Below are 20,464 nucleotides of genomic sequence, written 5' to 3'. Positions count from 1 at the left end.
TCCGGCGTCCACCTCGGTCCCACCGGTCGGTCGCACGACTCGGCCAGCCTGTCGGCGTTCCCCTGCCTCGACTCGCTGGAGTGTGCCCGACATGTCCGTTCGCCCCTTGTCCGTCGCCGCGCTCGCCGTGGCATCCGTCATCGCGGGCGGCGCACTCGCCGGGTCCGCGGCCGCGGTGCCCGCCGAGGCCGCGCCGGGAGCCTCAGCCTTCCAGCGCACGGCCACGTATCCCGTGTTCCAGAACCTTCCCGACGGTGTCGACCCCGCCTCGGAGACCGTCGCCGAGATCTCGGCGATCACCCCTGACGGATCGACCGTCGTCTACACCGACGCGCTCGGCAAGCGCATCGGGTTCCTCGACGTGACCGATCCGTCGAACCCCGTCGGCGACGGCACGATCGAACTCGCATCGCTCGGCCACGCCGACGACCAGCCGACCTCGGTCGCCGCGTACGGCGACTACATCCTCGTCGTCGTCGACGAGACCGGCGGGGTGTTCACCGAGCCCGCCGGTCGGCTCGACGTGATCCGGGCCGACGATCGCAGCGTCGTTCGCAGCATCGACCTCGAGGGGCAGCCCGACTCGATCGCGATCTCGAAGGACGGCGCCTACGCGGCGATCGCGATCGAGAACCAGCGCGACGAGGAGGCGACGCCGCCCGGCGGCAAGAAGGGCGACCTGCCGCAGCTGCCCGGCGGCTTCGTGCAGGTGCTCGGCCTCGGCGCCGACCCCGCAGCCTGGTCGATCGACGCGGTGCCCTTCCTCGAGGAGGACGGGGCGCCGATCGACGTGATCGCCGCGGCCGGTCTCGACACCCCGACCGACCCCGAGCCCGAGTACGTCACCATCAACGCGAAGAACCAGCTCGCGGTGACGCTGCAGGAGAACAACGGCATCGTGATCGTCGACCTGCCGACGCGCGAGGTCGTGCGGGCCTTCTCGGCCGGATCGGTCGCCGTCAGCGGCATCGACACGAAGAAGGACAAGCGCATCGACCTGTCGGGCTCGATCGGGCAGACGCCGCGTGAGCCCGACTCCATCGCGTGGATCGGCGACGACCGCCTCGCGACCGCCAACGAGGGCGACTGGAAGGGCGGCACGCGCGGCTGGACCGTCTTCGACGCCGCAACGGGTGACGTCGTCTGGGACGCCGGCAACTCGTTCGAGCGCCTCGCCGTGCAGCACGGCCTCTACAACGACGACCGTGCCGCGAAGAAGGGCAGCGAGCCCGAGGGCCTCGCCGTCGCCGAGTACGACGGCGTGCCGTACGTGTTCGTCGCGAGCGAGCGGTCGAACTTCGTCGCCGTCTACGACGTGAGCGACCCGGCATCCCCGGCGTTCCGCCAGCTGCTGTTCGCGACGAACGGGCCCGAGGGTATCCTGCCGGTGCCCGGCAGCGACCTGCTCGTCGTCTCGAGCGAGACCGACGACGCGTCGACCGGTGTGCGCGCCGCGGTGAACCTCTACGCCTTCGGCACCGAGCAGCCCTCGCTGCCGAGCATCGTCTCCGACGTCGTCGGCGGCGCGCCCATCGGCTGGGCGGCGCTCGGCGCGCTGAGCGGCCACCCGAGTGATGCGGGCGTCGTCTACGCCGCGAGCGACGTCGCCGTCTCGCCGAGCACGGTCTACGCCGTGGACGTCACGCAGACCCCGGCTCGCATCACCTCCGCACTGCCCGTGACCGACGGCGGCGTGCCCGTCGCGCTCGACATCGAAGGTCTCCAGGCGCGCGCCGACGGCGGATTCTGGCTCGCGATCGAGGGCGCCACCGGCGCCGAGAACCGCGTGCTGCGAACGGATGCCTCCGGGGCCGTCGTCGAGACGATCGCCCTGCCCGCCGACGTCACCGCGCACGTCGCCAAGTGGGGCCTCGAGGGCGTCACCTCGATCGGCACCGGGGCCGAGGAGCAGCTCTGGGTGGCACTGCAGCGCCCGCTCTGGGTCGACCCGGCGGTCACCGGCGCCGACGCAGCGACGGTCGACGGCGCGAACCTCGCTCGCATCGGTCGCTACGACCTGGCGTCCGGGGCCTGGTCGTGGTTCGGCTACCCGCTCGAGACCACTTCGGTGGCCGGCGACTGGATGGGGCTCTCCGAGATCACGGCGATCGACGACGACACCCTCGCCGTGATCGAGCGCGACAAGCTCAACGGCCCGGCCGCCGCGGTCAAGCGCGTGACCCGCGTCGAGATCCCGGCGACGATGCCCGAGGCCGGCACGCTGCCGGTGCTCGAGAAGGCCACGGCGATCGACGCGCTGCCCGCGCTCCGTGCGACCGGCGGCTGGACGCAGGAGAAGCTCGAGGGCTTCGCCGTCGCGGCGGACGGCGCCCTGTACGGCGTCACCGACAACGACGGACTGAAGGATGCAACGGGCGAGACCGTGTTCCTGCGCCTCGGCGCGGCCGACGAGGTCTTCCCCGGCGAACCGGGCGGCCCGGGCGAACCCGGGACGCCGACGCTCGTGCTCGGCGCCGGATCGGTGGTCGCGGGCGGCTCGCTCGACGTACGGGGAACCGGCTTCGCGGCCGGCTCCGCGATGCGGCTCGAACTGCACTCGGAGCCCGTCGTGCTCGGCGAGGCGACCGCGTCGACCGACGGCGCGCTGGCCTTCCGCGCACGCATCCCCGCAGCGACCGCGCCCGGCGCGCACACGATCGTCGCGGTGCTGCCCGACGGCACCACAGTGACGGCGGCGATCACCGTGACCGCGGCGTCGAGCGGTTCCGCCGCCGGCGGTTCCGTCAGCAGCGCGGGTCTCGCGAGCACGGGTGTCGAGCTGACGGTGGCGCTCGTGGTGGCGTCGGTCGTGCTGCTCGCAGGCGCGGCATCCGTGCTGATCGCACGGCGCCGCGCGGCGTAGGGGAGTGAGTGCGGGGCGGCTCGACGACTGCGCTCATCGGGCCGCCCCGACCGGCCGCGGTGCCTGCGGCACCGCGGCCTGCCGTGCCGCACGGGTCAGCGGCACGGAGTCTCTGGGGCAGTGACCTGCCGGGGGTGCGAGCCCGGCGCCGGTAGGGCGGCGCCGGGCCGATCCCGTTGCTAGCGCTGCAGCGCGAACCGCCGGAACCCGACGAGCACGAGGCCCGCGAGCATCGCGAGTGCCGCGAGCCCGAGGCCCGAGGCGTCGGTTCCCGTCGAGGCGAGCGTCGCCGCGCCCGAGCCCGAGGCGGATCCGCCCGAACCGCTGCCCGACGCGACCGCCCCGCCGCCGGCGTCACCCGGTGTGGTGGGTGTCGTCGGGTCCACCGGGTCGACCGGATCGACCGGATCGACGGGATCGACCGGGTCGGTCGGGTCCACCGGGTCCGTCGGGTCGACGACGGTCGTCGCCCCGTCGGTCTCGCTGTCGCCGATCACCGAGATGGCATTGCCGCCGACCGTCACGGGCAGGGACAGGTTCGGCAGCAGCTGTGTTCCCCCGAGCAGCCCGCCGTTCCCATCCGTCGTCGCGGAACCGCCCCCGGTTCCCGGCGTCACGACCGTCTCGGCGCCGGTCGACGTGCTGTCGCCCACCCCCGAGATCGCATTGCCTCCGATCGTCACCGGCAGCCCGAGGCTCGGCAGCACCTGCGTGCCGCCGAGGATCCCGTCGTCGCCGCTGGTCGCTGCACCAGTGCCCGATTCGGCGCCCGTGCCGGTTCCCGGCTCGACCGCGTTCTCGGCGCCGGCGCTGCTGCTGTCGCCGATGAGCGAGATGGCGTTGCCGCCGACGGTGATCGGCACCGCTGCGCCGATGATCGCCTGCGTGCCGCCGAGGATCCCGTCGTCGCCGCTGGTCGCTGCACCAGTGCCCGACGCGGAGTCCGCGCCGGTTCCCGGCTCGACCGCGTTCTCGGCGCCGGCGCTGCTGCTGTCGCCGACGAGCGAGATCGCGTTCCCCCCGAGTGTGATCGGGATCGACACGTCGACGAGCGCCTGCGTGCCGCCGAGCACCGAGTCGAGCCCGCTGGTCTCGGGCGCCGCAGCCGCGGCGGGAGCCGGGGCCGCGTCCGGAGCAGTGGCCGGAGCGACCTCAGCGGTCGCGCCCTCCGACGACGAGTCGCCGACGACGGAGACGGCGTTGCCGCCGATCGTCACCGGTACCGACAGGTCGATGAGCGCCTGGCTGCCGGAGCCGATCCCGTCGTCACCGGAGGTGACGGCGGCCGATTCGGCCGTCTCACCACCGGGAACCTCGGTGCTCGCGTCGTGCGACGACGAGTCCCCGAGGAGCGAGATCGCGTTGCCGCCGAGCGTGATCGGCAGGTCGATCGAGATGCCCGCCTGGGTTCCCGACAGGATGCCGTCGTCGCCCGTCGTCTCCGACGCATGGGCCACACCGGCGCCGAGGAGCGAGAGGCCCCCGGCGAACAGGGTCGCGTACAGCGCCCTCAAGAGCAGTTTCTTCATTTCCAGTCCTCCTGAACTGATGGGTGGGTCGCTCCCGGGCAGGGAGCGATGACCGTCTTCCGCCCTCACATGCAGGCGGAACGGCCCCCGTCAGTCAGGGGTGGAGTCGGTGTCGTACACCGGCGACGACGGCAGCTCGTCGTCGACCGAGTGGAGCGCGAGCGACGCGAGCGCGTCGAGTTCGAGGGCGGCGTAGGCCGCGTCAGAGGTGCCGGATGCCGCGCCGCCGCCGCTTCCCGCAGCGCCGGTGCCGGTGCCGCCGATGCCGAGCGCGGGTGCTTCGAGCGCGGGCGAACCGTGGCCGAGCGGCGATCCGCCGCCTGTCGACGTGATCGTGCCCGATGCGGAGTCGCTGGTCGATTCGGCGTTCGTGGAGCCCGTGCGGTCGGTGGCGCCCGCTGGTCCGGAACGCTCGGCAGCGGCACCGAGCGGCGCCCCCGCGTGACCGGCCGGCGGCGGTTCGCCGGGCGTCTGGCCACCCGGGCCGCCTGGTTCTCCGGGCTTCGTGCCGCCCGGAAGCAACGGGATCGACGGAAGCTGGGGGAGCACGCCGGTGCCATCGGTGGGCAGTGCGGGCGACGTGCCGACGACGGTGCCGAGCGTGTCGTCGACGAGGCCGGCCACCGGGCCGAGCACCCCGCCGACCGTTCCGCTCGGGAGCAGCGCTCCGACGATCGGCAGCTCGTCGACGACGCCGTCGACAAGTCCGGCGACCGGGGTCGTGATACCGCTGACGGTGTCGCCTCCGGCGATGCCCGAGACAGTGCCCGTGACGCCGTTGACGAGGGTGCCGACGGCCGCGTTGCCACCGCCGATCACGGTGTTCGCGGTCTCGGTGACGGTGTCGACCGCACCGGGAACGACCACGGCGACGGGTTCGGCCACCGGCTCGGGCAGCACCTCGACGACGGGTTCGACGACCTGGTTCACCGGGAGGACGACCGTCTCGACGACGCCGCCCACGAGGCCGCCGACGGCGCCCGTGACCTCGGTCACGCCGCCGAGCAGCGAGCCGACGGTGCCGAGCAGTCCGCTGCCGGAGTCGCGTTCATTTGCCGAGGCGCTCGGGGCGGTCGAGAAGAGCGAGACGACGAGCCACACGGCGGTGAGGGAGGCCGCGAGGAGGGCGTAACGGAGCCACGGCACCTGCCGAGCAGCATCCGCGGAGCTCATCGCCACCCCTCTTCGTTCCCCTGCTGGCCACCATACGGGGGGTCCTTCTCGCGAAGATACCCCCCGGATGGGGGGTAGTTGGTACCACGTCGCCGACATGCCGAGCGCGGATGTCGCGTGAATTTCACCGGCATGTGATATTCGCCACGGCCGCGCCTGCGAGAATCGTGCAATGCACCTGCTCGCCGCGCTCAGCATGAAGAACCGTGCCCTCATCGCGCTCATCACCGTCGTCGTCGCGATCTTCGGCGGCATCTCCCTGACGAGCCTGAAGCAGGAGCTGGCGCCGTCGATCGAGTTCCCGCAGCTGTCGATCGTGACGAGCTACCCGGGCGCGTCGCCCGACATCGTGAACACCGACGTCTCGACCCCGATCGAGACCGCGATCCAGGGCATCACGGGCCTCGAATCGACCTCGACGACGAGCTCGACGGGCCTCTCCCGCGTCACCGCGAGCTTCACCTACGGCACCGACCTCGCCTTCGCCGAGCAGAAGATGCTCTCGGCCGTCAACCGCATCGCCGGCCAGCTGCCCGACGACGTCGACCCGCAGGTCATCGCCCTCAGCCTCGACGACTTCCCGGTGCTGCAGATCGCCGTGACCGGCGCCGACGACATCAGCGCGCTCTCCGACGAGATCGAGCGCACGACCCTGCCCGAGATCACCGACGTCGACGGCGTGCGCGAGGCGAGCCTCGTCGGCGAGATCGGCCAGCGCGTCACCATCACGCCCGACCCCGCGAAGCTCGCGGCCTTCGGCATCACCCAGCAGGCGATCCGCGACGCGCTGCAGCAGAACGGCCTGCTGGTGCCCGCCGGCACCATCACCGAGGGCGACTCGACCTTCGCCGTGCAGACGGGCACGCGCATCCAGAGCGTCGACGAGATCGCCGCGCTTCCGGTGCTCGGCGCCACCGAGCAGGTACCGGATGCCCCGGCGGAGGCGCCGACCGACGACGCCGCGCTGCCCGACGGCACCGCCCTGCCCGGCGGCACCGAACTGCCCGAGGGTCTCGCCGCCGCGACGAGCGTGCCCGCTGCGATCACGATCGCCGACGTGGCATCCGTCGAACTGACCGACAACCCCGTCTCGAGCATCTCGCGCGTGAACGGCGAGCCGGCCCTGACCATCTCGGTCACGAAGCTCCCGGCCGCGAACACGGTCGAGGTGTCGAACGCCGTGACGGCGCTGCTGCCCGACCTCGAGTCCTCGCTCGACACGACGAACCCCGGCGCGACCTTCACGGTCGTCTTCGACCAAGCGCCCTACATCGAGCAGTCGATCGAGTCGCTCGCGACCGAGGGCATGCTCGGGCTCCTGTTCGCGGTCATCGTGATCCTCGTCTTCCTGCTCTCGGTGCGGGCGACGCTCGTCACGGCGATCTCGATCCCGACGTCGGTGCTCATCACCTTCATCGGGTTGCAGGCGGCCGACTACACCCTGAACATCCTGACGCTCGGCGCGCTCACGATCGCCATCGGGCGCGTCGTCGACGACTCCATCGTCGTCATCGAGAACATCAAGCGGCATCTCGTCGAGGGCGTCGACAAGGCCGCGACGATCGTGCACGCCGTGCGCGAGGTCGCGGGCGCGATCACCGCATCGACGATCACGACGGTCGCGGTGTTCCTGCCGCTCGCGCTCGTCGAGGGCGTCACCGGCGAGCTGTTCCGCCCGTTCGCGCTGACGGTGACGATCGCCCTCGTCGCCTCGCTGCTCGTCTCGCTCACGATCGTGCCGGTGCTCGCGTACTGGTTCCTGAAGCCCGCGAAGCTGCACCGCCACGAAGACGAGTCCGAGATCGCGGCAGCTGCGTTCGTCGACGACGTCTGGCTCGCGCCCGAGCTCCGGGACGAGACCGGGTCGACGGGGCTTCCGTCGTCCGCCGGCGCCTCCGGCAGGCCTGCGACCGCCGTGCAGGCGAAGCCGGTCGCGCCCGTCGACGAGCTTGAGCACCCGTCGCGCCTCCAGCGCGGCTACCTGCCGATCATCGAGTGGACCCTCAAGCACGGCGTCGTGACCCTCGTCGTCGCCGGCCTCGTGCTCGGCGGCACGATCGCCCTGATCCCGCTCATGAAGACGAACTTCCTCGGATCGTCGGGGCAGAACACCTTCCGCGTGACGCAGGAGCTGCCGATCGGCACGAGCCTCGATGCAATGGACGCGGCGTCCCAGCCCGTCGAGCAGGCGATCCGCGACACCGAGGGCGTCGAGACCGTGCAGACCTCGATCGGTTCGGGCAGCGGCCTCACCGCGGCGTTCGGCGGCGGCGGCGCGACGATCACCTACTCGGTCACGACCGACGAGAACGCCGATCAGGACGCCCTGCAGGCGAGCGTTCGCGACGATCTCGACGCACTCGACGACGTCGGCGAGGTCACCCTCGCCGCCTCGAGCGGCTTCGGCGCCTCGAGCGACATCGAGGTCGACATCACCGCCTCGAACGCCGAAGATCTGCAGGCCGCCACCGACGCCGTCGTCGACGAGCTCGACGGCATCGACTCGCTCGCACAGGTCACCTCGAACCTGGCCGAGTCCCAGCCGTACGTCGCGGTCGAGGTCAACCGAGCGGATGCCGCGGCGGCGGGCTACTCGGAGGTCGCCCTCGGCGGATTCGTCTCCGCCGCGATGCAGCCGCAGCGCGCCGGAAGCGTCGTGATCGACGAGAAGACCCTCACGATCTACCTCACGACCGACGACCCGCCCGCGACCGTCGAGGAGCTCTCGGCCCTCGAGGTGCCGACGGCCGCCGGCCTCGTGCGGCTCGACACGCTCGCGACCGTCGAGAACGTCGACGGACCGGCATCCGTCACCACCGTGCAGGGCCTCCGCAGCGCGACCGTGGCGGCGACCCCCGCGGGCGACGACCTCGGCACGGCGAGCGGCGCCGTGGCCGCGGCGATCGACTCGGTCGACCTTCCGGCCGGCACGACCGCGTCGATCGGCGGCGTCAGCGCCGACCAGCAGGAGTCGTTCTCGCAGCTGGGCCTCGCCCTCCTCGCGGCGATCCTGATCGTCTACATCGTGATGGTCGCGACGTTCCGCTCGCTGCTGCAGCCGCTGCTGCTGCTCGTGTCGGTGCCGTTCGCGGCGACCGGTGCGATCGCGCTGCAGGTCATCACGGGCGTGCCGCTCGGCGTCGCCTCGCTCGTCGGCGTGCTCATGCTCGTCGGCATCGTCGTGACGAACGCGATCGTGCTCGTCGACCTCGTGAACCAGTACCGGGATCGCGGCATGACCGTGCGCGACGCCCTCGTGCACGGTGCGTCCCGGCGTCTCCGCCCGATCCTCATGACGGCGCTCGCGACGATCTTCGCGCTGCTGCCGATGGCGCTCGGCATCACCGGCCACGGAGGCTTCATCTCGCAGCCGCTCGCGCTCGTCGTGATCGGCGGACTCGTGTCGTCGACGGCGCTCACGCTCGTCGTGCTGCCCGTGCTCTACGACCTGGTCGAGGGCGGGCGCGAACGGCGCCGCGAGAAGCGGGCCGCGAAGGCGGCAGGCGGGGCGGATGCCGCGGCGTCGCCGGACTCCGGAACGGATCAGCAGCTCGGCGCGGGCATCTAGCCCGGTCGCGTCGACGATGACGACGTTCGTCCTGATCCACGGGGCCGCGAGCACCCCGTGGCACTGGCACCTGGTCGAGGCGGCGCTCGTCGCCCGAGGGCACGACGTTGTGGTCGTCGACCTGCCGACCGACGACGACTCCGCCGGGCTGGCGGAGTACGCCGATGCCGTCGTCGCGTCCGTCGGCGACCGGGACGAGGGGGTCGTGGTGGTGGCGCACTCCTTCGCCGGGTTTACGGCGCCGCTCGTGTGCGAGCGTGTGCGGGTCGATCGACTCGTGCTGGTCGCGGCGATGATCCCCTCGCCGGGCGAAGCGCCCCGCGACTGGTGGGCGAACACCGGATACGAGCATGCGCGACGCGCGCAGGACGATCACGACGGCGGCATGCGCGATGATCTGGGGGAGTTCTATCACGACCTGCCGGTCGAACTCGCGGCGGAGGCGCTGGGCCGCCAGCGGCGGCAGTCCGGCACTCCGTTCGAGCGGCCGTGGCCCATGACGGCGTGGCCCGCGGTGCCGACGGTGTTCCTGCTCTGCCGTGACGATCGGTTCTTTCCAGCCGAGTTCATGCGTCGGGTCGCTCGCGATCGCCTGGGCCTCGCCGTCGACGAGATCGACGGGGGCCACTACGTCCTCCTCAGTCGGCCTCACGAGCTGGCCGACCGGCTGGAGTCGTACGCTGCCGAGGTCGAGATGGTGCGCTGACCAGCGAGCGGGGGTTGCCGGCATAATTCTGGATGTGTAGTGTCTAGATTATGGAACTGAGCAAAGGGGTCGAGTGGGCGCTCCACACCTGTCTCAACCTGAGCTGGGCGGAAGAGGCGAAGACGACCGCGCAGTTGGCCGCGTTCTACGACCTCCCGGCCGCCTACCTCAACAAGCAGCTCCAGGCGCTCGTTCGCGCCGGGATCCTCAGCTCGACACCTGGTCCGCGAGGCGGCTTCCGCCTCGCGGCGGATCCGGATCGGCTCAGCCTCCTCGACGTCATCGTCGCCATCGAAGGTCGCACCGATGCGTTCGCCTGCGAGCACCTGCTGGCCGATGGGCCGGGCGGCGACGCATCGGTCGACTATGCGGTGACCTGCATCCTGTCGCAGGCGATGTCGAGAGCCGACCTCGTCTGGCGGCGTGAACTCGCCGGCAGAACGCTCGGTGACATCCGTCGCGAGGTCCAGGAGACCTACCCGGGAACCCCCGCCGCCACGCGCGACTGGTTCGAGAACGCCCGTCAAGACGGTCGTCGCGCCCTCAGGGCCTGAATCCGGTCGCCGACGCATCCGCCGCTGCATCCGCTAAATCTAGACCTCGAATATCCAGATTTGCCCGTGTTCATTCACACGCCATCGTCATCCGACGCGGAGAGAAGAGAGAGATCATGACCACCACGCACACCATCGTTCGGGGCGGCACGGCGGAACAGCTCGCCGATGGCCCCACGAGCACGATCACCCTGCTGGTCGACGGCGAGCACACGACGGGTGCCACGACGATCAACCGTGCGGCGCTGGCCGTCGGATCGCCCGGCGCTCCGGCGCATCGACACGAGCACGCGACCGAGACGATCCTCGTCATCGACGGGTCGCTGGACGTCTTGATCGACGACACCGTGCACACGCTCGCGGCAGGGGACCTGGTCTTCATCGCGGCCGGGATAGCTCACGCGTTCGCCCCCACCCCGGGCCACGACGCCGACATGCTGGCGATCTACACGCCGGGCCAGGAACGATTCGCGTACTACCGGATGCTCGAGCAGCTGCACCACGGGGAGATCACCCTCGCCGAGCTGCAGGCCACGTCGGATCGCTTCGACAATCACTACGTCGACAGCCCGGCATGGCGCGAGTCGCGAGCCGCTCACTAGCGATCAGGGAGCGGGCAACTCCGCGATCTTCGCGCGGAGCGACGCCCGCTCCCGCTCGTTTCCGGTGAGCCGCGCTGCCGCCTCGAGCTCGGTGCGGGCCTCGCCCGTGCGGCCGAGTCGTCGGAGCAGCTCGCCGCGCACGGCCGGGAGCGGCGCGTAGCCCGCGAGCCGCCCGCTCGCGACGAGCTCGTCGACGATGCGGAGCGCACTCGCCGGGCCCGTCGACATCGCGACGGCGACGGAGCGGTTCAGGTCGACGACGGGTGACGGCGCGAGTCGCCCGAGCGCTTCGTAGAGCAGCACGATGCGCGCCCAGTCGGTGTCGTCGACGGATGCCGCGACCGCATGGCACTCGGCGATCGCCGCCTGCAGCCCGTACGCGCCGCGTCCGCGCCCGATGGCGTCGGCGCGGGCGAGTGCCGCCCGGCCGCGCCCGATCTGCGCGCGGTCCCAGCGCGAGCGGTCCTGCTCGTCGAGCGGGATCGGCGTGCCGTCGCGAGCGGTGCGCGCCGCGAAGCGCGAGGCGGTGAACTCCATGAGGGCGACGAGCGACTGCGCCTCGGGCTCGCGGGGCATGAGGCCCGCCACCATGCGGGTGAGCCGCAGGGCCTCGGCCGAGACATCCGGTCGCACCCATTCGTCGCCCGCGGCGGGCAGGTAGCCCTCGTTGAAGATCAGGTAGAGCACCGAGAGCACCGAGCCGAGGCGCGCGGCGTACTCGTTCGGCTCGGGCACCTCGAACGGCACCTTCGCCGCCGCGAGCGTCTTCTTCGCCCGCACGATGCGCTGCTGCACGGTCGCGGTCGGCACGAGGAAGGCACGCGCGATCTCCTCGGAGCCGAGGCCGCCGACGATGCGCAGCGTCAGTGCGATCTGCGCCTCGCGGGAGAGCACGGGGTGGCACGAGACGAAGATGAGCCGCAGCACGTCGTCGTCGATGGTGTCGGGGTCCCAGAACGTGTCGGATGCCGGGGCGCCCTGCTGCTCGAGGTCGCGGGCCATCGCGGCGTATCGCTCGTCGAGGCGCTCGCGCCGGCGCCATCCGTCGATCGCCCGGCGCTTCGCGACCGCCGTGAGCCAGGCGCCGGGGTTGTTCGGCACCCCCTCTGCCGGCCACTGCCGGAGCGCCTCGACGAGCGCCTCCTGTGCGAGGTCCTCCGCCTGACCCACATCGCCGACGAAGCGGGTGAGCGTCGCGACGATGCGCGCCGACTCGATGCGCCAGACGGCGGCGACGGCGCGCCGGGCGCGGTCGGCGGCGACGGCGTCGTCCGCCGACTCGACCGTGCCCGCGGCATCCGTCTCGCTCATGGTGTCGGCCTACGCGGTGCCGAGGCGACCCTCGGCCTCTGCGCGCCAGCCGGCCTCCTTCTGGATCCACTCGTTGTCCTGCGGGAAGTCCTCGAGCTCGGTGACGCGGCGCACCTCGAGCTTCGATCCCGGCCCCAGGGGGCAGCGCTTGGCCCACTCGGCCGCCTCTTCGGGGCTCGAGGCCTGGATGATCCAGAAGCCGTTGAAGAGTTCCTTCGTCTCGCCGTAGGGGCCGTCGGTGACGACCGGGGGAGTCGAGTCGAAGTCGACGACGAAGCCCTCCTTCGCATCGGTCAGCCCCTCGCCGCCGAGCAGCACGCCGGCCTTGATGAGCGACTCGTTGTAGGCGCCCATGGCGGCGATGACCTCGGTGAAGTCGAGGTTCTCGTAGTCCTCGACGGCCGCGTCGTTCGAGCGCATGATCAGCATGTACTTCATGGTCGTTGTCTCCTTCGTGGGAGGGGGCGAAGTGCCCGCCTCACTCTGGCGTCGAACGGGCGACGGCCGGATCGACATCGCTCCGAGAAAATCTTCCCTTCATGCTGTCATGCCGGCGGAACTTGTGTCTTTGATACCCTAGGGGGGTATAGTGGTGGCGACCGACGAAAGGATCGAACCATGACGCTCGCACCAGAAGGCAGAACCGAGATCGACCTCGACGGCGGCGGGTGCTCCTGCTGCGCGATCGACACGGCGACGGATGCCTCGGCGCCCGCCGAGACCGCCGTCGACGCCTCGCTCGTCGAGGCGACGTTCGGCGTCGCCGGCATGACCTGCGGCAGCTGCGTGGCCCATGTGACCCAGGAGCTCACGGCGATCGACGGCGTCGACGGTGTCGAGGTCGAGCTCGTGAACGGCGGCGTCTCCGGCGTGACGGTGCGGAGCAACGCGCCCATCTCCGACGAGGCGATCGCCGCGGCCGTCGAGGAGGCCGGATACCGGGTGGCGGAGCGATGAGCGCCGCTGCTCGTTCCGGCGCCCGGGCGATTGCGCGCCGACGCGGCTTCGTGCGGACACTGCCCGTCGTCGCCCTCGGAGTCGCCGGACTGTTCGCCCTCTCGGGCTGCGCCGCGAACGCCGGCGACACCTCGGGCGGCGGTCACGACGGCCACTCGACGGCCGAGACCGAGGCGCCGGCGAGCGCGGGTACCGCGGCCGACGTGATGTTCGCGCAGATGATGATCCCGCACCACGAGCAGGCGCTCGAGATGAGCGGCATCGTGCTCGCGAAAGACGGGCTCGCCCCCGAGGTCGCCGCGCTCGCACAGGAGATCCAGGCTGCGCAGGGCCCCGAGATCGCGCAGCTCGAGGCCTGGCTCGAGGAGTGGGACGCGCCGCGCGAGGTGCCCGGCGGTGGGCACGGGATGAGCGGCATGCTGAGCGCCGACGAGCTCGCCGCGCTCGAGGCCGCCGACGCGGCAGCCGCATCGCAGCTCTTCCTCGAGCAGATGATCGAGCACCACGAGGGGGCCGTCGAGATGGCCGAGGAGCAGCTCGCGAGCGGCTCGCACGAGGGCGCGATCGAGATGGCCGAGGCCATCATCGCGGCGCAGAACGCCGAGATCGAACGGATGCGGGCTCTGCTCGAAGGGTGAGCCGAAGGGCTACGGTCGAGGTGGGGGCACGGCGCGGCGGCTTCGTCGGCGCAGCCCCCACCCGTGACCGACCGTGCTCGGAGGCCCCATGGAACGCAGTGACACCGATGTCGACGCCCCGCTCGTGATGCGGGGCGGCGCCGAGTTCGCGCCGGGGGCATCGTGACCACCGGGCGCGCGCCCCAGATGCGTGGGGCGGTGCCCCGCTCGCCGTTCCCGCCGATCGCGTCGTTCGCCTTCCTCTCCGACTGCCACACGGGTGCGCTCGTCGCGCCCGACGGTGCGGTCGGATGGCTCTGCGCCCCGCGATTCGATGCTCCGAGCGTGTTCGCGACGATCCTCGACCGGCAGGCCGGCTACTTCCGGTTCGGGCCGTTCGACGTCAACGCGCCCTCGGCGCGCGCCTACGAACCCGGCACCAACGTGCTCGTGACGACGTGGAAGACGCCGACCGGCTGGGCCGAGGTGCGCGACGCGCTCACGATCGTGTCGCGATCGGAGCCCGACACGACCACCCCGCACACCCGGGCGCCCGCCGACGACGACGCCGCGCACTGCCTCGTGCGCACCGTGACGTGCCTCGACGGGCACGTCGAGATGGAGCTCCTCTGCGAGCCGGTCTTCGACTACGGGAGGGCCGGCGCCGAGTGGGAGGCCGGCGACGAGCACGAGGCCACCGCGAGCGGCGCGGGGATGTCGCTGCGCCTCCGTTCCGACCTGCCGCTCGGCGTGCAGGGCGGCCATGTGCGGGCACGCCACACGCTGCATGCCGGCGACCGGGCGTTCTGTTCGCTCTCGTGGGCCGACGATCTCGCCGGCCCCGCGACGTTCGAGGAGGCGGCGGCGGAACTGGACTCCACGACCGTGTACTGGCGCGACTGGCTCGGCGACGCGACGATCCCCGACCACCCGTGGCGCGAGGCCCTCGAGCGCTCGGCGCTGACCATCAAGGGCCTGACCTACATGCCGACCGGGGCGACCGTCGCCGCCCTCACCACCTCGCTCCCCGAGACGCCGGGCGGCGAGCGCAACTGGGACTACCGCTACAACTGGATCCGCGACTCGTCGTTCACGGTGCAGGCCCTGCACTACCTCGACCTCGATTGGGAGGCCGACGAGTTCGTCGAGTTCCTCTCGGGGCTCGAGGCCAACGAAGACGGCTCGCTGCAGATCATGTACGGCATCGACGGGCGACGCGACCTCACCGAGATGACCCTCGACCACCTCACGGGCTATCAGGGGGCCCGACCCGTGCGCACGGGCAACGGGGCGTTCGCCCAGCGGCAGAACGACCTGTACGGTGCCGTGCTCGACGCGATCCTCATGCACGCCCGTCGCAGCCAGCGCGTGCCGCGCGCGCTCTGGCCGCTCATCCGCTCGCAGGCGGAGTGCGCGACGGCCGCCTGGCGCGAGCCCGACCAGGGCATCTGGGAGGCGCGCGGGGCGCCGCAGCACTATGTGTCGTCGAAGATCATGTGCTGGGTGGCGCTCGACCGCGCGTCGAAGCTCGGCACGATCGTGGGCGACGCCGAGTCGGCGACGCGGTGGCGCGGGGTGGCCGAGGAGATCGCCGCCGACATCCTCGCCGAGGGCGTGAGCGAGCGCGGCGTGCTGCGCCAGCACTACGGCACCGACGCGCTCGATGCATCCGCTCTGCTGGCGGCGATCTACGGGTTCCTGCCGCCCGACGACGAGCGGCTGCGGGCGACCGTGCTCGCGATCGCCGACGAGCTCTCCGAAGACGGGTTCGCGCTGCGCTACCGCACCGAGGAGACCGACGACGGGCTGTCGGGGCGAGAGGGCACCTTCCTCATCTGCTCGTTCTGGCTCGTGTCGGCGCTCACGATCATCGGCGAGGGTGCGCGCGCCCGCGCGCTCATGGAGAAGCTGCTGCGCGTCGTCTCGCCGCTCGGACTCCTCGCCGAGGAGCTCGACACCGAGACCGGGCAGCACCTCGGCAACTTCCCGCAGGCGTTCTCGCACCTCGCGCTCATCGAGGCGGCGCGGCGCATCATCATGATCGAGAAGCTGCTCGAGTTCGTCTGAGCGCCAGGGGCCGGCTTCGGTCTCGGCCCGTCCACTGCGGGGCGAATCCGCAGGAGATTCGGCGGTATGGCCCCGTATACGGACCCATCACCCGGAATCTCCTGAATTTCTCGCTGCATCCGGCGGTTCGAGTCTGGCGACCCGTTGCGCCGCACTGTTAGGTTCGCGGCGGAGGTGCGCATGCGCGTGAAGCGGGGTTCGACGATGAGATCCACGACGACGCGGGCTGTCGGTCCGGCTGTGGCCGTCGCGCTGGTGGTGCTGGCGGTGACCGGATGCTCCGGCTCGAGCGGTGACGTCGCCGACGTCACGGCGACACCCGAGGCGACGGATGCCGCGGCGCGGATCGTCGCCGTGCCGGTGCCCGAGTTCGCGCCGTGGCCCGAGAGCGACCCCTTCACCGAGGCCGACATCGAGGCCGCACGTCTCGCCGAGGCCGAGCGCGACTGGCAGGGTGTGCTGGCGTCGTACCCCGGCGCAGTGCGACCCGAGGTCGTCTTCGAGGCGTACGTGACCGACGAGAACCGCGTCGACGTGATGCGGGCCTGCTACGAGGCCGCCGCGCTGCCGATCGACGAAGGACGCACCGGCACCGACCCCGACAGCCCCGTCGACGCGATCGGCACGTCGACGACGACGGTCGAGCAGGCGATCGCCGCGTACTCGTGCCGCGTCGCGCATCCGAACAAGCGCACCTCGGGCCCGCCGAACGCCGAGCAGCTCGGCTGGATCTACGACTACCTCACCGAGTACTACGTGCCGTGCTTCGGGCTCAACGACATCGTCGTGCCGCCGGCCCCGCCACGAGCGGAGTTCGTGGCGAACTGGCCGAATCAGGGCTGGTTCCCGAGCGTCGGCGATCATCCCATGGCGATGGACCCGGAGTGGAGCGCCGCGATCTCCGAGGCGTGCGTCGACCCTGACACGGCGATCATGACGGGCCTCGTCGAGCGGGTGGGCTGATGACCGAGACTGGCCCGCGCCGCCTCCCCGGGTAGGGAGACGGCGCGACGAGCGGATGCCTCAGCGCGTGCGCTCGAGCACCGCCCGGGTCGAGGCCTCGGGCCGCAGGTCGAGGCGGCGCAGCAGCTGCGCGTTCGCCGCGACGATGATGGTCGAAAGGCTCATCAGGATCGCGCCGACCGACATCGGCAGCACGAATCCGATCGGCGCGAGCACGCCGGCCGCGAGCGGCACCGAGACGAGGTTGTACCCGGCAGCCCACCACAGGTTCTGCGACATCTTGCGGTAGCTCGCCCGTGACAGCTCGATGACCGAGATCACCGATCGCGGGTCGGACGACGCGAGAATGACGCCGGCCGAGGCGATCGCGACATCAGTGCCGGCGCCGATCGCGATGCCGACGTCGGCCTGCGCGAGCGCCGGGGCGTCGTTGACGCCGTCGCCGACCATCGCGACCGAGAGTCCCTCGTGCTGCAGTTCCTGCACCTTGGCGGCCTTGTCTTCGGGGCGCACGCCCGCGTAGACCCGGTCGATGCCGAGCTGCGCGGCGACCGTGCGGGCCACCGGCTCGGCGTCGCCGGTGATCATCACGACCTGCACGCCGAGGGCGTGCAGCGCATCGACCGCCTCCTTCGACTCGGGGCGTATCTCGTCGGCCAACGCGATGGCGCCGGCCACCTCGCCGTCGACGAGCACGTGCAGCACCGTCGAGCCGGCTTCGGCCCAGGCGACGGATGCGGCGAGCGGCGCGAGCCCGTCGCGTTCGAGCATGCCGGGGCCGCCGACCTGCACGGCCCGTCCGTCGACCGCGGCGCGGACTCCGATCGCCGCGGAGGCCTCGAAGCCCTGAGCGGCGCGCGTCGCGAGCCCGCGGTGCGCGGCCTCGGCGACGATCGCCTTCGCGAGCGGGTGCTCCGAGTCGCCCTCGGCGGATGCCGCGAGCACGAGCACCTCGTCGAGGTCGTGACCCGGCGCTGCCGCGGCATCCGTCACGGCGGGCTCGCCCTTCGTGAGGGTGCCGGTCTTGTCGAAGAGCACCGCGCCGACCGTGCGCATCGTCTCGAGGGCGAGGCGATCGGTGACGAGCACGCCGCCCTTCGCCGCGCGCTCGGTCGCGATCGAGACGACGAGCGGGATGGCGAGGCCGAGGGCGTGGGGGCACGCGATCACGAGCACGGTGATCGTGCGGATCACGGCGTCGTCGGGGTCGCCGAGCAGGGTCCAGGCGATCGCCGTGATGACCGCGGCGCCGAGCGCGAACCAGAAGAGCCAGCGGGCGGCGCGGTCGGCGAGGCGCTGGGCACGAGAACTCGAGGCCTGCGCCTGCGCGACGAGGCGCTGGATGCCCGCGAGGGCGGTGTCGTCGCCGACGGCGCCGACCCGCACCCGGATCGCGGTGTCGGTCGCGACGGTGCCGGCCACCACGTGCGAGCCGGGGCCGCGGGCGACCGTGGCCGATTCGCCGGTGATCATCGACTCGTCCATCGCGGCGGTGCCGTCGACCACCTCGCCGTCGGCGGGCACGCGGCCGCCGGGGCGCACGATGACGACGTCGCCGACCGTGAGCTCCGAGGGGGAGACGGTCTCGGTCGAGGGCGTGCCGTCGGCGGCATCCGTGACCCGCTCGGCCTCGTCGGGCAGGAGCGCCGCGAGCGCGTCGAGCGCACTCGACGCCTGCATGATCGAGCGCATCTCGATCCAGTGGCCGAGCAGCATGATCACGATGAGGAGCGCGAGCTCCCACCAGAAGTCGAGGTGGTGGCTGAGCAGGCCGAGGCTCGCGCCGAGCGACGCGAAGTACGCGACGGTGATCGCGAGGCCGATCAGGAGCATCATGCCGGGCTTGCGGGCCTTGAGTTCGCTCCATGCGCCCGTGAGGAACGGCTTGCCGCCCCAGAAGTACATGACCGTGCCGAGCACCGGGGAGATCCACGGGATCACGGGGTTGTCGGGCAGCGAGTAGCCGAGGATCGAGGCGAACATCGGGCTGAACGCGATCGTCGGCACGGCGATCACGAGCATGATCCAGAACAGCCGGCGGAACTGGCCGACGTGGTCGCCGTGGCCGGCGTGGCCGGCGTGCCCGCTCATGTCGTGCCCGGCGTGCGGGTCGTGCCCGCTCATGTCGTGCCCGGCGTGCGGGTCGTGCCCGCTCATGTCGTGCCCTGCGTGCGGGTCGACCGTGCCGGCTGCCGTCGCCTGGTGCCCGGCGTGAGCGTCGTGCCCCGCGTGAGCGTCGTGCCCCGCGTGCTCGTCGTGTCCCGCGTGCGCGTCGTGTTCGTGTCGTCCGCCGTGAGTCGTGCTCATCGATCTTCCTCCGTCGTCCAGCTCGATCTCGAGCCTATACCCCTAGGGGGTATCTGTCATCAGGTGGAACGCATGTCCGCCGGGACTATTCCCGAACAACGGCGAACTTCTTCGACGCTAGCAGCGGGTGCGATGTGGTTCGCGGAGCGAGAACAGGCGCGCGCGCGGCATCCGCATCGTGCTGTGATGTCCGCATGCAGATCCTGATCCTCGGCGGTACTCAATGGCTCGGCCGCGAACTCGCCCGCGAGGCGCTGCGTCGCGGGCATGCGGTCACCTCGCTCGCGCGGGGGGAGGCCGGCGAGGTCGCCGAGGGCTCGGCCTTCGTCGCGGCCGATCGCTCGGAGCCCGGCGCCTACGACGGCGTCGCCGATCGCGAATGGGACGCCGTCATCGACGTGACCCGGCAGCCCGGATTCGCGCGCCGCGCGGCCGCCGACCTGGCACCGCGCTCGGCGCATTGGACCTTCATCTCCTCGTGCAACGTCTACGCCGCGCAGAACGAACCCGGTGCCGTCGAGTCGGCGGAGCTCATGGCCCCCCTCGACGGCGACGAATCGAGCGCCGAGACCTACGGCGAGGCGAAGTCCGCCATCGAGGCGGCCTATCGCGAGGCGCTCGGCGACCGGCTGCTCGTGATCCGTCCCGGCCTCATCGTCGGGCCCGGCGATGCCTCGGGCCGCGGTGGCTACTGGGTGGCGCGCGCCGCTCGCAGCGACGAGCCGATGCTCGTCCCCGACATCCTCGACGACGCCGTGCAGGCGATCCACATCGACGACCTCGTGGCGTTCACGCTCGACGCCGTCGAGCGGCGGCTCACCGGTGCCTTCAACGCCGTCGGTGAGCGCACCACGTTCGGCGACTGGCTCGAGCGCTCGAGGGCCCTCGCCGGACACGAGGGCGAGGTCGTCGCCGTCTCCCCGGAGTGGCTCGCCGAGCAGGGGGTCGCCGAGTGGTCGGGGCCCGAGTCGCTGCCGCTGTGGATCATCGACCCCGAGTGGAGCGCCTTCCTCGACCGGTCGAACGCCGCAGCACTCGCAGCGGGCCTGCGCTTGCGCCCGCTCGATCAGGTGCTGCAGGAGATCCTCGAGTGGGAGCGCAGTCAGGGGCTCGATCGAGAGCGCGGCGCCGGGCTCAGCGCAGACCGCGAACGCGAGCTGCTGGGGGCGCTCCGCGGCTGAGCCGGCGGCGACCGCGGTGGTCATGCAGGCCACGACCGGGTGACGCGCGCCTCGCCGGCGAGTACC

15 protein-coding genes are annotated in these 20,464 nt (G+C 71.8%); 10 read left to right on the top strand and 5 right to left on the bottom strand.

Annotated elements, in window-relative coordinates:
* The first annotated feature begins 91 nt into the window (after positions 1-91).
* Positions 92-2,863: an esterase-like activity of phytase family protein gene (locus tag ACFCVM_RS08725; protein WP_375835731.1), complete on the top strand. Its 2,772-nt coding sequence runs from the start codon at positions 92-94 to the stop codon at positions 2,861-2,863.
* A gap of 179 nt (positions 2,864-3,042) precedes the next feature.
* Here ACFCVM_RS08725 and ACFCVM_RS08720 read toward each other — a convergent pair whose 3' ends face one another.
* Together ACFCVM_RS08720 and ACFCVM_RS08715 are read right to left on the bottom strand one after the other, a co-directional pair.
* Positions 3,043-4,392, bottom strand: coding sequence for a hypothetical protein (locus ACFCVM_RS08720; RefSeq protein WP_375835730.1), 1,350 nt, complete (start codon positions 4,390-4,392; stop codon positions 3,043-3,045).
* A 90-nt stretch (positions 4,393-4,482) separates the two neighbouring features.
* Entirely contained in the window at positions 4,483-5,565 is a 1,083-nt protein-coding gene (locus ACFCVM_RS08715; protein ID WP_375835729.1) for a hypothetical protein, read from the bottom strand.
* Between the two features lie 172 nt (positions 5,566-5,737).
* Between ACFCVM_RS08715 and ACFCVM_RS08710 the strand changes: the two genes are divergently transcribed.
* The 4 genes from ACFCVM_RS08710 (at position 5,738) to ACFCVM_RS08695 (ending at position 10,995) form a co-directional block, all read left to right on the top strand.
* Entirely contained in the window at positions 5,738-9,133 is a 3,396-nt protein-coding gene (locus ACFCVM_RS08710) for an efflux RND transporter permease subunit (protein WP_375835728.1), read from the top strand.
* Positions 9,134-9,149: 16 nt separating this feature from the next.
* Positions 9,150-9,839 carry an alpha/beta fold hydrolase gene (locus ACFCVM_RS08705; RefSeq protein WP_375835727.1) on the top strand — a complete coding sequence of 230 codons (690 nt, stop codon included), beginning with the start codon at positions 9,150-9,152 and terminating at the stop codon, positions 9,837-9,839.
* A gap of 50 nt (positions 9,840-9,889) precedes the next feature.
* The gene (locus ACFCVM_RS08700) at positions 9,890-10,393 is read left to right on the top strand and encodes an RrF2 family transcriptional regulator (RefSeq protein ID WP_375835726.1); all 504 of its coding nucleotides are present in this window, start codon (positions 9,890-9,892) and stop codon (positions 10,391-10,393) included.
* Positions 10,394-10,509: 116 nt separating this feature from the next.
* The gene (locus ACFCVM_RS08695; RefSeq protein WP_375835725.1) at positions 10,510-10,995 is read left to right on the top strand and encodes a cupin domain-containing protein; all 486 of its coding nucleotides are present in this window, start codon (positions 10,510-10,512) and stop codon (positions 10,993-10,995) included.
* A 3-nt stretch (positions 10,996-10,998) separates the two neighbouring features.
* Here ACFCVM_RS08695 and ACFCVM_RS08690 read toward each other — a convergent pair whose 3' ends face one another.
* Both ACFCVM_RS08690 and ACFCVM_RS08685 read right to left on the bottom strand, forming a co-directional pair.
* Positions 10,999-12,306 carry an RNA polymerase sigma factor gene (locus tag ACFCVM_RS08690; protein ID WP_375835724.1) on the bottom strand — a complete coding sequence of 436 codons (1,308 nt, stop codon included), beginning with the start codon at positions 12,304-12,306 and terminating at the stop codon, positions 10,999-11,001.
* Positions 12,307-12,315: 9 nt separating this feature from the next.
* On the bottom strand, positions 12,316-12,744 hold the full coding sequence (locus tag ACFCVM_RS08685) for a YciI family protein (RefSeq protein ID WP_375835723.1): 429 nt from the start codon (positions 12,742-12,744) through the stop codon (positions 12,316-12,318).
* A 180-nt stretch (positions 12,745-12,924) separates the two neighbouring features.
* On the opposite strand from ACFCVM_RS08685, the gene ACFCVM_RS08680 reads away from it, so the two are divergent.
* The 4 genes from ACFCVM_RS08680 to ACFCVM_RS08665 all read left to right on the top strand — a co-directional run bounded on the left by ACFCVM_RS08680 (position 12,925) and on the right by ACFCVM_RS08665 (position 16,910).
* Positions 12,925-13,263 carry a heavy-metal-associated domain-containing protein gene (locus ACFCVM_RS08680; protein ID WP_375835722.1) on the top strand — a complete coding sequence of 113 codons (339 nt, stop codon included), beginning with the start codon at positions 12,925-12,927 and terminating at the stop codon, positions 13,261-13,263.
* Between the two features lie 50 nt (positions 13,264-13,313).
* Positions 13,314-13,901 carry a DUF305 domain-containing protein gene (locus ACFCVM_RS08675; RefSeq protein WP_375835721.1) on the top strand — a complete coding sequence of 196 codons (588 nt, stop codon included), beginning with the start codon at positions 13,314-13,316 and terminating at the stop codon, positions 13,899-13,901.
* Positions 13,902-14,063: 162 nt separating this feature from the next.
* On the top strand, positions 14,064-15,947 hold the full coding sequence (locus tag ACFCVM_RS08670) for a glycoside hydrolase family 15 protein (protein ID WP_375835720.1): 1,884 nt from the start codon (positions 14,064-14,066) through the stop codon (positions 15,945-15,947).
* A gap of 204 nt (positions 15,948-16,151) precedes the next feature.
* Positions 16,152-16,910 carry a hypothetical protein gene (locus ACFCVM_RS08665; RefSeq protein ID WP_375835719.1) on the top strand — a complete coding sequence of 253 codons (759 nt, stop codon included), beginning with the start codon at positions 16,152-16,154 and terminating at the stop codon, positions 16,908-16,910.
* A gap of 60 nt (positions 16,911-16,970) precedes the next feature.
* Here ACFCVM_RS08665 and ACFCVM_RS08660 read toward each other — a convergent pair whose 3' ends face one another.
* Positions 16,971-19,217, bottom strand: a complete 2,247-nt coding sequence (locus ACFCVM_RS08660) for a copper-translocating P-type ATPase (RefSeq protein ID WP_375835718.1) — start codon at positions 19,215-19,217, stop codon at positions 16,971-16,973.
* Between the two features lie 194 nt (positions 19,218-19,411).
* On the opposite strand from ACFCVM_RS08660, the gene ACFCVM_RS08655 reads away from it, so the two are divergent.
* On the top strand, positions 19,412-20,398 hold the full coding sequence (locus ACFCVM_RS08655; protein ID WP_375835717.1) for an NAD-dependent epimerase/dehydratase family protein: 987 nt from the start codon (positions 19,412-19,414) through the stop codon (positions 20,396-20,398).
* The last annotated feature ends 66 nt before the right edge of the window (positions 20,399-20,464 follow it).

It is taken from the genome of Agromyces sp. NPDC056389 (assembly GCF_042262385.1).
Lineage (GTDB): Bacteria > Actinomycetota > Actinomycetes > Actinomycetales > Microbacteriaceae > Agromyces.
Note: the sequence above shows the minus strand (reverse complement) of the source record. Positions and strands in the feature narration are given on the sequence as shown.